Consider the following 12,921-nt stretch of genomic DNA (forward strand, 5'->3'; position numbering starts at 1 on the left):
GAGCGACGCAGGGACGCTTTGAGTGTCCCGAGTGTGGGCTGGACGACAACGCGGACAAGAACGGTGCGCTCAACATCGGCAAACGAGCCTTGGGCAAGTTCTCGAAACCGCTGTCCGAGGCGGGGGCCGTACTGGCACGGCCCGAAACGCAGGTCATCGTCCAACGTGACGACGAACCTGCGAACCTCTCCGTGTCCGTGGGTTCAACCCCCAGTGGGGGAACCCCACGGCTTTAGTCGTGGGAGGATGTCAGGTCGCGGTCTCGTTCGAGACGTTCGCCAGCGTCGCGGCGGGACGGACCAGTCCGTGCCCGGTGTGTGGATCGACGCCCGGACGGCCCACGTCGCGCGCGTTCGCCTCGACGAGTCGCTCGACGGCGGCCGGCGAGCGGTTCGGTGCCACGTCGGTGACGAGCGCCACCAGCCCACCGACGTACGGTGCGGCCGCCGACGAACCGACGAAGCCGTCGGGCCGGGTCGCGGCTTCGAGGCGATCCGGTGCGACGATATCGACCCCGGTCCGGCCGTCGGTCGTCGGTCCGCGCGCCGAGAACGACTCCGGCCGGTCCCGTCGAACATCGTAGGCACCGACGGCGAGCACGTCGTCGGCAGTCGCCGGTGCAGCGATGCTCCCCGACGGATCGGTGTACTGGAAGCGGTGGGTGGGCGAGACCAGTTCGAGACGCGCGCCGGTCGCGTTGTCAGGCCCGCGGACGATCACGAAGTAGTCCCCACCCTCTAGCTGGACCGAGAGGCGCTGATTCGGAACGGCGTCGCCCTCGTAGGATTGAGAGCGCGCGATGAGCTGGGTCCGGTTCCCGTCGGTCCAGTACAGCGACGCGGTGTACGTCTCGTCGGCGTGGGCGCGGTCCCACGAGAGCCACAGCGTCAGTTCCCGGCCGGCCTCGCTCTGGAGGTAGTTCCGGGTGCCCCCCTCGAAGACGAGTTTGCCGTCCTGAACGTCGTCGTAGCGACCGTCCCAGTGGCCCTGCGCGAGGTTCCCGACGGGTGCGACGAAGGTCGTGTTGGCCTCGCTGGCCCGCGCCGCGGCACGGGCCACCGGCGAAGAGCCGTCACCGGGCGTCCCGTAGAACGACACCGGCGCGACGATCACGTCGACGTTCCGGTCGAGGAGCCACCGGACCGCGCGGCGGTACTCCGCTGGCGTGTCGAACGTCGCGAGGTGGAGGTCGGCGTCGGGTGCAGTGCGTGCGACCAGCGACGCGGCGGCGGTCCCGTGGCCGTCGTGGCCGGCGTTCCTGATCGACTCGCCGCGGCCGAACGACCGGGTCGCGACGACCTGTGCCGCCAGCGCCTCGTGTGTCGGGTCGAACCCGGTCACGTCGACGATACCGACGCTGACGTTCTCGCCGGTGATCCCGGCGTCGTGGAGTGCGTCGAGGTCGTCACCGGCCACGACAGGACCGGTCGCGCTCGCCCCACCGGTCGCCGTCTCGATGGTCGGGACCGACAGCGCAAGCCCCGCGATAGCGGCGGTCACGACTGTCAGTCCGAGAGCGATCCCCGCTAGCACGCGCGGCGTCCGTCCCCGCATTACTCGGCCCGTCGACCGCGGTGACAAAAACGATGTGGATGCGATCGATTGCGGTCGAAGGTACTGGAACACACGCGTACGCAAACCACTGTTCGATGCCGCTCACGGCGTAAAATCTCGTTTAAGCTTTCGTCGAGGCTACTTATCCGTGGGCAGTACACCGAACTGGCATGATCGCCACTCCATCGAGCGGGCCAGTCCCGCTCGCCCGCCCTGAACGAACCGCTTTGCGACCACCCTCTCGGCCGACGGAGGTGCTGCGATGAGACGGCTCGCAGTCCTGCTGGCTGCGATCCTCGTCGGCAGCACCGTCGCCGCCGTCCCCGCCGCCGCGGCCGACGGAACGACGGTCGACCACGATGGCGAGACACTGACACTGTCGGCCGGCCCGGCCCAGCAGATCACCGGCCAGACCGACCTCGATCCGGGCACGGAGATCACGGTGCGCCTCGCCATCGACGAGGGGTCGGCCCCGATGTTGCAACAGCGGACGCCGACCGTCGCCGAGGACGGCAGTTTCACCGTGACAGTCGATCTCCACCGGGCCGAACCGGGCGCGTCGGGGAACGTCACCGTCCACGCGGACGGCAAGAAGCTGGCCGACACGCCGCTGACGGTCACCGCCTGCGACGGCGGCTGCGAACCGGTCCAGACCGACGCGCCCGCCGAAGACAGTCCCTTCGACTTCGAGGGTGAGACGATCACCCTGTCGGCCACCGCCGGCCAGCAGATCAGCGGCGAGACGAATCTGGCCGCCGGCACGACGGTCACGGTGCGACTGAAATCGAGCGACAGCAGTTCGCCGTTCCTGCTCCAGCGGTCGACGACGGTCGGGGACGACGGTCGCTTCAGCGTCCAGATGAACCTCACGGAGCTACCGTCGAACACCGAGGCGCTGGCGTCGCTCCACACGAACGAGACGAGAGTCGGCGAGGGAACGGTCGTGATCGAGGAAGCCGACGGCGAGCGCAACGGCTCGGCGACCGACGCCACGACGCCGTCGCTGGCCTCGTCGATAGTCCACGTACGGAACGGCGAGACTGCCGAGGTCGAAATCGACTACGGCAACGCTGACACGGCGACGCTCTCGATCCACAGCGACGGTGGGAATGGCGAACCGACGTGGGAAGTCGTCGCGACGGTCCGTGACACCGACGGCGACGGCACCGCGACGGTCCAGTTCGATACCGACGCTGTCGACGCCGACGCGCCGACACTCTCGGCCGACGACGAGCTATCCGTGGTTCGTGCGTCCTCGCCCTCGGACGGATCGCTCGACCCCGCCGATTACGACATCCAGCTAGATGACGGGACGGCGATCGACGACGAGCCAGCGAGCCTCGGGACGCTCGTGCTCACCGCTGACGACGCGAACGACGACGACGCGACCCAGACCACCTCGACGAACGAGAGCACCCCGGCCGACCTCGCCGTGGTCGGCGGCGGTGTCGTGGGTCTACTGACGGTCCTTGGCGTCGGCTCACGCCTGCTAGGGCAGTCCCGGGACTAACCGGGACGGGCCACGCCGACCGGATCGTCCGATGGTGGGACGATGCGGAAAGTGACGCACCGAAGCACAGACGGCCCCGAACGACGACAGGCGACGCTCCTCCTTGTCTTTCCGGTAAACGGAGACGAAATCGACCCCGGTAGATTCTACGGCAACTCGATTTCGAGCGCGTCCAGAATCGGCTGGAAGCGCGAGCGGACTTCGCTGTACTCCGTCGCCGGGTCGCTGTGTGTCGCCGAACAATTCTGTATCGGATATTTCAATTGTCCGGTATGCTTCAGGCCGATAGCCGGACCGTCGGATCGCAGTCGCTCGATAGTGGTCAGTGAACAGAAAATTTAAACACCGATAGGAAGTGACCTCCAGAGTGAAATACTGAAACAATGTTACGTTACCGCCCGCCGATAGCCCTCCTCCTGATCGTCGCACTCACTGGCGCGACACTGACCGCCGGCGTCACGGCACAGAACACGACATCGACGGCATCGCCGACGGCGTCGTTCACCCACGATGGCAACCTCACGCTCGCATCCGGCCCGGGCCAGCAACTCCACGGGACCACGTCACTCGAAGCAGGCACGGAAGTATCGGTCCAGATCGTGTCGAAGAACCGGAGCAATCCGTTCCTCGAGATCCTGTCGACGACGGTCGACGAGAGCGGCGAGTTCATTGTCACGGTGGATCTCAGCAATCTCGACGCCGGTTCGACGTTCACAGCGTCGATCCGCCACGATGGCACCACGCTCGCAGAAACGACCGGGCAGGCCGTCGAGTGTTCGACCGACTGTGGTGTGACCGAGACCGAGACGCCAGAACGGACACCGGCCGACGAGGTCGCGGTCCGGTCTGTCACCGTCCGCCAGGGTCGATCGGTGCAGATCCCGGTCTCCGTTGGCGACCGTGACCGGGCTGCGCTAGTGATCGGTGGCCAAGACGTGAACTACTGGCTCAACGCGACGCTCGTCGATAGCGACGGCGACGGACGTGTGATCGCCGTACTCGACACCGGGGCAGCGGGGCGAGAGATGTCGGCACTCACGACGGCCGACGAGGACGACCGGGTATCGGTCGACTCGGAGACGACGATCGGGTACGCGATCGCACCGATCGAATACGACATGCGACTCTACCGGAGCGACGACCGCGGCGACGCGCTCGACGTCGGGACACTGGCGATCAAGGACGCCGTCGAGACAGCGACGACAGCGAGCGAGCCACCCGAAGCCACGGCGACCACGGAGACCGACACGGCGACCGTCGCTGACACTACGGCCACGGCGTCCGACACGGCGACCGTCGCTGACACTACGGCCACGGCGTCCGACACGGCGACCTCGATGAGCCAATCGACGACGACGGCGGGCGAAGGGGCTGGCTTCGGCGTCATCGGCACGCTCGTCGGGGGCGCGCTCGCGCTCGGGAGTGGACTGGTCCGGGTAAGGCGAGCGTAGCGACGGCCGAACGCGAGCGCCCGATGGCGACGGTTGAACTGACGCGGCGCTCGTCGGTGCCGCTTTTTCGATCGAAAAACGTCGGCCAATGCCTACGGCAACTCGATTTCGAGTGCGTCCAGAATCGGTTGGAAGCGCGAGCGGACTTCGCCGTACTCCGTCGCCGGGTCGCTGCCGGTGACGATGCCCGCGCCGCCGTACAGCGCGAGGCGGTCGTCCCACGTCAGCCCCGAGCGGATGCCCACGACGAAGGTGCCGTCGCCGTCGCCGTCGACCCAGCCGACCGGGGAGGCGTACCAGCCACGGTCGAACGGCTCTACGTCGTCGATCACCTCGCTCGCTTCGTAACGTGGCGACCCGCCGACGGCGGGGGTCGGGTGAAGCCGCTCGGCCAGCGAGAGCACGCCGACGCCGTCGGCGACGGTCGCGGTGATCGGTCGGTGGAGGTGCTGGAGATTGGTGATTCGTTTGATCGCCGGGTCCGCGACCGTTACGTCGTCGGCGACCGGGCGCAGGGCGTCGGCGATAGTGTCGGCGACGATGCGGTTCTCGACCTGATACTTCTCGTCGCCCAGCATCGCGTCGGCCAGATCCGTGTCCTCGGCGGCCGTGTCGCCGCGGTCGGTCGTCCCGGCCAGCGCTTCGGTCTCGACGCGCCCGTCGTCGAGGGCGACCAGCGTCTCGGGTGTCGCGCCAAAGAACGTCTGCTCGGGCGTCGGTTCGAAGGCGAAGGTGGTGCAATTGGGGTACGCGTCCCGCAGGCGTTCGAGGACGGCTGTGACGGGAACCGGGCCGTCGAGGTCGACCGTGAGTTCCTGTGCGAGGACGACCTTGTCCAGTCCGTCGCTCTCGATGCGGTCGATGACATCCTCGACGAGCGTCTCCCACTCTTCGCGAGACATCGCCCAGTGAAAGTCCGTCGCCGACGGTGTCACGGCAGTGTCGGCCCGGTCACCGGTGAGTCGGTCCGCCCACTCGTCGAGTTCCGTCGAGAGGGTCGCCCGTTCGTCTTCGGGGACCGTCACCGTCAGCCAGCGGTCGTCGTCGGTCGCCACGACCTGTGCCCGAGGGAGCACGAACGTCCCACCGGGGAACCCGTCCCAGGGCGTGTCGGTCGCGGCCGGAGTGGCGTCGCCATCGAAAAAGGAGAACCCACCGACCGCTCGTGGCTCGGCGACGGCCGGCACGTCGGTGCCGTCGACGGCACGAAAGAGGTCGGCGAGTCGGTCGTCGGCCGTCTCGAAGCGATCCCGTCCGTCGACCGACACCGTCGCGGTGACTCCCGCAGCGAAGACGTCAGGCTCGTCGGGGTGACACCAGCAGAACCGTCGCCGGTCGGGCACGGCCCCGGCGGCTTCGAGGGGCGAGACGTCGATTCGTCGGGACGCGGAGACGTACGTTTCGGCACCGACTGACGTCGGTTCAGCCTCGGCCGCATCCTGTCTACTCATCGGTCGAGGTTAGGAGTGCCGACATATATTTCGCTCGTTTGCGCGGGCGATACCGGCGGCTCCAAGACCGTTCGAGAGCGTCGCGACCGATTAGTGTTACTTATTCCGAATATCCTTCCCGAAGGAACGCCCCCTCGGTCTCGTACACGGAAACGAGTTCTGTGATGAACTCCTCGTGGCTCTCATCGTCCTCCAGATGTCGGTCGATCCGTTCCTTGAGATCGTCGCTGATTTCGAGTGTGTGTGTCATGGCCCTCGCCGAACGTGTCGACACGCCAACTAACACGGTGGCGTTTGAAATAACCCTCAGTCGGGCGTGCCCAACGGGCACGCGTCAGGCAACCGAATGACGGGCGACGTGTCGGAACGATGCGGTCATGTTCCATGCGAGGAGCCACCGCACTCGTCGGACCTGTGGGACGAAGCGGGCCGTCACTCCTCGACCGCAGACTGTCGGCGGAGCCGGACGGAACGAGACTGGTGATCCTCGATGAAGGAACCGCGACCGCCGACGCTGACGATTCCCTGCTCGGTGTCGATCAGAAAGCTGTTTTCCAGTGTGAAGTCGTTGGTCGTCGGCTCGATGAAGGCCTGCCTGACCTCGGTGATCGGTCCCGACAGCAGCGTTCCGTCCTCGGTCTCGATGTCGGCGTAGAGGTCGACGCCCGCCTGCTCGTGGAGGCGCGCGTGAAGCGTCGCGTGACGGAACCAGTCGTAGGTCCGGGGCAACGAATCCGGTTCCGTGACGTACAGCTCCGTCGCAGCGGGCCAGTACGCACTGAAGTACATCCCGAGAATCGATCCCGAGAGGTCCGGCTGGGTAACCGTCACTGCCTGATGATCGGTGTGAGATCCGATCACGAGGTCCGAGTCGCCGATCATCGCCGTCCGATCGTCGGCCGTGTACACCAGCGGCAGGCTCTCCTCCCAGTAGCGAACGGCGTCGGCGACACCGACGAAGTCGCCGTCGTCGGCCTCGATCGTGTCGACGGCCCCGAGCAGGAGGAAAACGAGCACGTCCCGTTCTTTGGCGTCCCGGAGTTCCCCCTCGATCTCCGGGTACACTTCCTCCGGGACCGCGACGAGGACCTCGTGTTTGGCGGCCCGGACGGCCTCCCGGAGGCGTTTCAGTGCCGTCTCTCGGGACTTGACCATCTGGATCTCCGGTGTCTCGTGGGTGGTCTCGTTGTATCGTGCTTCGAGCGACGGCTGGATCGAGTCGAGACGGTCCGAGAGGTTCTGGATCGCCTCGGCCGGCGCGAGGGCTCCGATCGTCGTCGGCGACGCGTGATCGTTGACACGGACGAGTCCCCGCTCTTCGAGTCGCTCGGCGATGTTGTAGACCGCTCGCTGAGTCACGTCCGTGACATCGGCGACGGTGCTTGTCGACGCCTCACCGCATTCGAGGATCGCGAGATAGGTGTCGATCTCCGTATCTGAGAGTCCGAAGACACGCAACTCTTCTCTGAGTCGCGTGTCGTCGTATTCGTCGGATGCCCCCATATGTTCAGTCCTAGATCGCCCGCAGTAATCTACGTGTTCATTTCTCACGGCACATCACGGTGTGACACGACGACGGTCCGTCGCCGAACGGTGTCACACACCCGAGCGGTACGATCAGTCCATCGCGACGGTGACGTAGCCACCGAAGTCGAGGATGACCCGCTGGGTCCGGTCGCCGAAGACGGCCTTCCCGGTCGGGGAACGACGCCGCCCCGGGAGGAAAATGTGATCACACTCGGCGTCGTCGGCGACGGAGATGATCCGCTCTGCCTGATCGTCGTCGCTGACCTCGATGCGAGTCTCGTGTGGGACCTCGTCTCCGAGGACGTCAGCAGCGAGCTTTTCGGCGTCGCTCGAAAGACCGTCGAGGATACTGTGCTCGTCGTAGGTCGTGTGTTCGACCTGTCCGATCGCATCCAGCGTCTCGGCGACTTCCTCGTACTCGTCGGGCGTCACCAGTGCGAGCACGACTAGCTCTGCATCCCCACCGGTGGCGAACGATCGCGCTCGTTCGAGCAGGGCACGGTCACGGTCGGTGTCTTCGACGACGACTAAAGCTCGTCCCATATTGACAGCATCCGGTTCCAACCGAAAGCGCAAAAAGCTACTGGGACGGCGCTGGACCGAGCATCGACAGTATCGCCTTCGACGGCGAGTACTACACCGGAAACTGTTGGAGGCGTGTTTCCCGGACCGTTGTTGTACGTCACCAGATCGAGCAGTGCGGTTCGTCGGCCGATCAGCCGAACAGTTCTTCGAACGGGTCCCAGCCGACGTAGAGACAGGCGGCCGAGCCGAGGAAAGTCGTCCCCAGCATCACCGCACTGAGCACTGTGACGACGTACGTTCCGGTGCCGGGTTCGACTGTCGGGATCGACAGGCCGAGGAGGGCGAGCATGACGGCGCTCGTCACGAAGAACCCACGGAGGACGACCATCGTCAGTCCTCCGGCGTCGGTGCGGTCGAGTCCTCGACGCCATCGAGCGGGTCGCTGTCCCAGTACTCGTGGTCCGGGTCGGTGCGGAAACAGGCCGCACAGCGTCCGGCGTCGGGCGATTCCGCGCCCTCTCCCAGTTCCGGCGACTGGCGCGTACAGACCTCACGAGCCTCGGGACAGCGGGTGTGGAACCGACAGCCCGAGGGCGGATCGACGGGGTCGGGGATGTCGATCGACCGCACCGGCGGGTCGGTCATCTGCTGGGCGGTCGGATCGAGGTCCGCGGTCGCCCAGCGTAGCACCTTCGAGTAGGGATGTTGGGGGTCGTTCAGGACTTCCTCGGGCGGGCCGATCTCGACGATCTCGCCGAGGTACATGATCCCGATGCGACCGCCGGCCTCCTTCGCGAGGTAGCGGGCGTTCGAGAGGTTGTGACTGATGAAGACGAAGGAGGTGTTGAACTGCTCTTGCAGTTCCAGCAGGAGGTCCATCGTCTCCACGCGCAGGCTCACGTCCAGCGCACTCACCGCTTCGTCGGCGAGGATCACGTCGGGGTTCATCAACAGCGCGCGAACGAGCGCGACGCGCTGCTGTTCCCCACCGGAAAGCTGGTGGGGGAACCGATGGGCGTAGTCCTCGGGAGGCTCCATCCCGACCCGGTCCAGCAGCGCGAAGATGCGCGCCCGGCGGTCCTCGGTAGACATGTCCGGGTCCCACTTCTTCAGTGGCGCTTCGAGCGTCGTCAGGACCTTCCGGTTCGGATTGAGCGCCGCCCCGGGGTCCTGATGGATCATCTGCAGTGCCCGGCGGATGTCGCCGTGCTCGATTGCGGGGTCGCCGACGCCGTCCTTGGCGTCCCACACGTCCTGACCGCGGTAGGAAACGGTCCCCTCCGTCGGACGCTGGACGCCGATGATCGTCTTGCCCAGCGTCGTCTTGCCACAGCCAGACTCCCCCACGAGGGCGAGCACGTCGTTTTCGGGAATGTCGAGCGACACGTCGTCGACGGCCCGCACGGTCTGGGGATCGTCGAACAGCGACTCGACGACGCCCTGCTCTTTCTCGAAGTGAACAGACACGTCAGAGAGCGACATGACGATCTCCTCGTCGTCGTCCCACGTGTTCGGGGCGGGACTCGCGCGGTCGCTCACGCGTCGGACACCTCCGAGAGGTCGAAGGGAACGGCGTCCTCGGCCTCGTCGTAGTGGAAGCACGCCGAGCGGTGATCGTCCTCGACGTCGACCCACGGCGGCACCTCCTGGTGACACTCTCGCGTCGCCAGCGGACACCGCGGCGCGTAGTGGCAGCCGTCGGGGACGTGGGCCGGGTTCGGCGCGCTCCCCTCGATGGGGCGCATCGACTCCGTCGGCGCGTCGAGGTTCGGCACCGCCTGTAGCAGCGCCCGCGTGTAGGGGTGCTTGGAGTTGTGGGCGATCTGCTCGCTCGTCCCGACCTCCGCCAGTTCGAAGGCATAGAGGATCGCCAGTCGGTCAGCAAGCCCCGCCACCAGCGGCAAGTCGTGGGTGATAAAGAGGATCGTCAGGTCGTACTTCTCTTTGATGTCGGCCAGCAGCGACAGGATCGAGCGCTGCATCAGCAGGTCGAGCGCCGCCGTTGGCTCGTCCATCAACAGGACTGCGGTTCGAGGATGAGGCTGAGCGCGATCAGTGCGCGCTGGCTCATCCCGCCGGAGAGTTCGTGGGCATACGAATCGAGCACGCGGTCGGGATCGAGGTAGAGATCCGACAGCAACTGTCTGGCCCGCTCCATTCCCTCCTCGACATCGTAGTCGTGAGCGTCGAGCGTCTCCTCGAAGTGGCCGCGGATCGACATGGTGGGGTTGAACGACGACAACGCGCCCTGGAACACCATCGACACCTCCTCCCAGCGGAACTCGTTGAGTTCCTCGTGGGACAGATCGAGGATGTCGACGGGGTCGCGGTCGTCCTCGGGGTAGTAGGTCACCTCGCCGGTGGTGATCCCCGGTTCCTCGACGGCGTCCATCATCGCGTTGGCGAGCATCGACTTGCCGCTGCCCGATTCGCCGACGACGCCGAGGATCTCGCCCCGGCGCAGGTCGATCGACACGTCGTCCAGTACCATCGCATCGCGGTGCTCCAGATCGTAGGTGACACTGACGTTGCGGGCCGTAATCACCGGGTCCGCGCTGTCAGGGCCGCGCTGTTCGAGTGTGTCCTGCATTCAGATTCCTCCTTCGTCGTCGTCGCTCGTGACCGGGCTGGGAGCCGTCGGGTTCGGACTCGAACCGGAAGCACCGCCACCCTCGTCGTCGCCGGCCACCGTCTCAGCGTGGCGCGCTCGGACGCGGGGGTTGAACACTCTGTCTGCGCCCTGTGCCAACAGCGTCAGGCCCAGCGCGAGGACGATGATCGTCACCATCGGTACGAGCAGCCAGTGGAACGCGGGGGGCGAGGATGTCGCACCGGCGCGGTTGACGGCTGCGTTCATCATGACGCCCCAGTTGACGCTGTTGTACGGCAGGACGCCGAGGAAGTACAGACCGACGGAGCCAAAGATCACGGCACGAGCCTGCTGGACGAAGTTCATCGTGATGTAGGGCATCAGATTCGGGATGATATCCCCCGAGATGATCGTCGGCGTCGACATCCCCATGATGCGGGAGGCCTCGACGTACTCGGCGTCACGCAGCGTCAGCACCTGTGAACGAATGGCGCGTGCCAGCCCCGCCCAGGCGTTGATCGTGATGAGCACGCCGATGACGACCGGACTGCCCTTGATATCGAGTGCTGCTGCGAGCACGATAGTCAACGGCAGGCCCGGAATGGTCATCATGATGTCCGTGATCACCATCAGCACGCTGTCTAGCTGTCCGCCCTTGTAGCCGGCGACGGTACCGATCACGGTCCCGAGACAGACCGTGAAGACGGCCCCCGAGGCGATCATGGTCAGCATCGACGGCGTCGCGTGGACGACCTGCGAGAGGATGCTCGTCCCCGACGCGGTCGTCCCGAGCGGGTACTCCATCGTTCGGAAGGCGCCGACGAGGTAGCCGCCCTGATTGGGCGATGGCTCAGTGATCAACATCGTCCCGACGGTTCCCACCAGCAAGTAAAACAGGACGACGAGCACGCCCGTGCGGGCGCGCCAGTCGTCCCAGACGATCCGCGCGGGCGCGAGGAGTTTTTCGTCGGCCCACTGACGGCGTCGCTCGCTGTCGGTCATCGACACGTCGGCCATCTGCTCGAACTCCGAGACCGACGACGACCCGCCGTCGGCCGCGATCCGGCCGTTGGCGGCGTGGCCCGAGATGGCGCTCCGACCGGGGTCGCGGTCCTCGTCCGTGAATTTCGCGGGCTCCGCGACCGCGTCGGCATAGCCGCCGACCGGGTGGTCCGCGACCGCGTCGGCATAGCTTCCGACCGGGTGGTCCGCGACCGCGTCGGCATAGCCGCCGACCGGGTGGTCCGCGACCGCGTCGGCGTAGTCGACGACTTCGTCCGCGTCGCCTTCGTCGCGCTCAGTACGACTCACGCGAACTCCCTCCTTTGGCACGGGGGTCGAGGATTCCGTAGGTCAGGTCGGCGATGGTGATGCCGATCACCATCGCGACGGTGATGATGATGAACCCGCCCATCATCAGCGGGTAGTCTCGCGCGCTGATCGCCTGGATCAGGTAGAACCCGACGCCGGGGTACGCGAAGATGTTCTCGATGATCACCGCGCCGCCGAAGACGGTCCCGATGGCGATCATCAGGCCCGTGTACATCGGCAGAATGGCGTTTCTGGCGACGTAGCGCAGCGCGATCCTGCGGGTCGAGAGTCCGCGCAGGCGGGCCACCCGGAGGTAGTCCTCCCCGAGCACGCGGATGGAGTTGCCACGCATCGACAGCGCCCAGCCACCGAACCCGACCAGCGCCATCGACGCGATGGGCATCGCCCCGTGGTACAGCACCGACAGCAGGAACGGGACGTTGAAGCCGACGGTCAGCTCAGAGGCGTAGCGCCCGCCAGTCGGAAAGAGGCCGTTGCGGTAGCCGAGATACGAGACAAAGAGCAGCGCCACCACGTAGCCGGGCGTCGAGTTCAGCACGAGACCGACGCCAGTGGTGCCGATGTCGAACGACGACCCTTCCTTGTAGGCCATGAACGCGCCCAGTGAGACGCCGACGGTAAAGGCGAGAAACAGCGCCGAGGCCGTCAGAAAGACCGTCCACGGAATGGCCGGCCCGATGATCGACATGACGGGCTTGCCGTACCAGATCGACTGGCCGAAGTCACCCTGCAGCATCGCGGCCATATACTCGTAGTACTGGACGTACATCGGCTCGTCGACGGCGATGTTCGTCTGGGCCGCGATGCGAGCGTTGATCTCGGACATCGACAGTTCGCTCCCGCCCTGTTGGAGCGCCTGCGCGCGCAGGTAGTCGAGCGGCCCGCCGGGAAGCAGGCGGATGAGACCGAAGCTCGCCGACACCACCACGTAGACGGTGAGCACCGATTGCGCGAGTCGTTTCAGTACGTAGCTCATGGATT

At 66.1% G+C, this 12,921-nt stretch carries 12 protein-coding genes and 1 pseudogene; 3 read left to right on the top strand and 10 right to left on the bottom strand.

Features of this window, described 5'->3' with window-relative positions:
* A partial coding sequence (locus tag AC5FRW_RS18070; protein WP_493569858.1) for a transposase family protein occupies nt 1–236 on the top strand: 236 nt, incomplete at its 5' end.
* A 13-nt stretch (nt 237–249) separates the two neighbouring features.
* Here AC5FRW_RS18070 and AC5FRW_RS18075 read toward each other — a convergent pair.
* A complete protein-coding gene (locus AC5FRW_RS18075) occupies nt 250–1,554 on the bottom strand; it encodes a S8 family serine peptidase (RefSeq protein WP_493569859.1) in 1,305 nt (434 codons plus the stop codon).
* Nucleotides 1,555–1,816: 262 nt separating this feature from the next.
* Here AC5FRW_RS18075 and AC5FRW_RS18080 point away from each other — a divergent pair, with 262 nt between their 5' ends.
* Nucleotides 1,817–3,064, top strand: a complete 1,248-nt coding sequence (locus tag AC5FRW_RS18080) for a BGTF surface domain-containing protein (RefSeq protein ID WP_493569860.1) — start codon at nt 1,817–1,819, stop codon at nt 3,062–3,064.
* Between the two features lie 383 nt (nt 3,065–3,447).
* A complete protein-coding gene (locus tag AC5FRW_RS18085) occupies nt 3,448–4,515 on the top strand; it encodes a BGTF surface domain-containing protein (RefSeq protein ID WP_493569861.1) in 1,068 nt (355 codons plus the stop codon).
* A gap of 92 nt (nt 4,516–4,607) precedes the next feature.
* Here the strand turns inward: AC5FRW_RS18085 and AC5FRW_RS18090 are convergent, their stop codons facing one another.
* The 9 genes and pseudogenes from AC5FRW_RS18090 to AC5FRW_RS18130 all read right to left on the bottom strand — a co-directional run bounded on the left by AC5FRW_RS18090 (nt 4,608) and on the right by AC5FRW_RS18130 (nt 12,916).
* Nucleotides 4,608–5,966, bottom strand: a complete 1,359-nt coding sequence (locus AC5FRW_RS18090) for an isochorismate synthase (protein WP_493569862.1) — start codon at nt 5,964–5,966, stop codon at nt 4,608–4,610.
* 100 nt (nt 5,967–6,066) lie between these two features.
* Entirely contained in the window at nt 6,067–6,216 is a 150-nt protein-coding gene (locus AC5FRW_RS18095) for a DUF7557 family protein (RefSeq protein ID WP_493569863.1), read from the bottom strand.
* A gap of 182 nt (nt 6,217–6,398) precedes the next feature.
* Nucleotides 6,399–7,469, bottom strand: a complete 1,071-nt coding sequence (locus AC5FRW_RS18100) for a TrmB family transcriptional regulator (RefSeq protein WP_493569864.1) — start codon at nt 7,467–7,469, stop codon at nt 6,399–6,401.
* A gap of 114 nt (nt 7,470–7,583) precedes the next feature.
* Nucleotides 7,584–8,036, bottom strand: a complete 453-nt coding sequence (locus tag AC5FRW_RS18105; RefSeq protein ID WP_493569865.1) for a universal stress protein — start codon at nt 8,034–8,036, stop codon at nt 7,584–7,586.
* Nucleotides 8,037–8,208: 172 nt separating this feature from the next.
* Nucleotides 8,209–8,406: a hypothetical protein gene (locus AC5FRW_RS18110; protein ID WP_493569866.1), complete on the bottom strand. Its 198-nt coding sequence runs from the start codon at nt 8,404–8,406 to the stop codon at nt 8,209–8,211.
* 2 nt (nt 8,407–8,408) lie between these two features.
* Complete coding sequence (locus AC5FRW_RS18115; RefSeq protein ID WP_493569867.1) at nt 8,409–9,557, bottom strand: ABC transporter ATP-binding protein; 1,149 nt, start codon at nt 9,555–9,557, stop codon at nt 8,409–8,411.
* Nucleotides 9,554–10,608, bottom strand: a pseudogene (locus tag AC5FRW_RS18120) (ABC transporter ATP-binding protein). The gene AC5FRW_RS18115 and the pseudogene AC5FRW_RS18120 overlap by 4 nt, the downstream one beginning before the upstream one ends.
* Nucleotides 10,609–11,919, bottom strand: a complete 1,311-nt coding sequence (locus AC5FRW_RS18125) for an ABC transporter permease (protein WP_493569868.1) — start codon at nt 11,917–11,919, stop codon at nt 10,609–10,611.
* Nucleotides 11,906–12,916 (bottom strand): ABC transporter permease, encoded by a 1,011-nt coding sequence (locus AC5FRW_RS18130; RefSeq protein WP_493569869.1) that lies wholly within the window; start codon nt 12,914–12,916, stop codon nt 11,906–11,908. The genes AC5FRW_RS18125 and AC5FRW_RS18130 overlap by 14 nt, the downstream gene beginning before the upstream one ends.
* Nucleotides 12,917–12,921: the final 5 nt, after the last annotated feature.

The sequence above is a fragment of the Halomicrobium sp. HArcht3-1 genome, assembly GCF_058933345.1.

Coding starts and splice junctions, on each gene's coding strand:
- AC5FRW_RS18105 (WP_493569865.1), bottom strand. CDS start 8,036: ATGGGACGAGCTTTAGTCGTCGTCGAAGACACCGACCGTGACCGTGCC.
- AC5FRW_RS18110 (WP_493569866.1), bottom strand. CDS start 8,406: ATGGTCGTCCTCCGTGGGTTCTTCGTGACGAGCGCCGTCATGCTCGCC.
- AC5FRW_RS18085 (WP_493569861.1), top strand. CDS start 3,448: ATGTTACGTTACCGCCCGCCGATAGCCCTCCTCCTGATCGTCGCACTC.
- AC5FRW_RS18075 (WP_493569859.1), bottom strand. CDS start 1,554: ATGCGGGGACGGACGCCGCGCGTGCTAGCGGGGATCGCTCTCGGACTG.
- AC5FRW_RS18090 (WP_493569862.1), bottom strand. CDS start 5,966: ATGAGTAGACAGGATGCGGCCGAGGCTGAACCGACGTCAGTCGGTGCC.
- AC5FRW_RS18095 (WP_493569863.1), bottom strand. CDS start 6,216: ATGACACACACACTCGAAATCAGCGACGATCTCAAGGAACGGATCGAC.
- AC5FRW_RS18100 (WP_493569864.1), bottom strand. CDS start 7,469: ATGGGGGCATCCGACGAATACGACGACACGCGACTCAGAGAAGAGTTG.
- AC5FRW_RS18130 (WP_493569869.1), bottom strand. CDS start 12,916: ATGAGCTACGTACTGAAACGACTCGCGCAATCGGTGCTCACCGTCTAC.
- AC5FRW_RS18080 (WP_493569860.1), top strand. CDS start 1,817: ATGAGACGGCTCGCAGTCCTGCTGGCTGCGATCCTCGTCGGCAGCACC.